Origin of the sequence: Mycolicibacter arupensis (assembly GCF_002086515.1) — a bacterium.
Taxonomy (GTDB): domain Bacteria; phylum Actinomycetota; class Actinomycetes; order Mycobacteriales; family Mycobacteriaceae; genus Mycobacterium; species Mycobacterium arupense.
The window spans coordinates 1-237 of the sequence record NZ_MVHH01000143.1; the positions used below are offsets into that span (position 1 = coordinate 1).

A 237-nucleotide genomic window follows, 5' to 3' on the forward strand; every position below is an offset into this window, starting at 1 on the left:
CTGCCATTGATGCCGATGCCCGTAGTGCCGGGCAACGCAACCACGATGCCCTGACTGCGATGGGCCGGGCCCTGCTGGCTTCCGGGGACCTCGGTCAGCACAACGGGTTACCGGCCACCATCATCGTCTCCACCAGCCTGGCCGACCTCGAGTCCGGCACCGGCAAGGCCCACACCGGCGGGGGTACCTGGCTGCCGATGCGTGATGTGATCGCGATGGCCAGCCACGCCCACCACT

General features: G+C 68.4%; 1 protein-coding gene. It reads left to right on the forward strand.

Features of this window, described 5'->3' with window-relative positions; translation table 11 throughout:
• Positions 1 to 237: DUF222 domain-containing protein (locus BST15_RS21075; protein WP_133053214.1), on the forward strand; the 237-nt coding region annotated here is incomplete at both ends.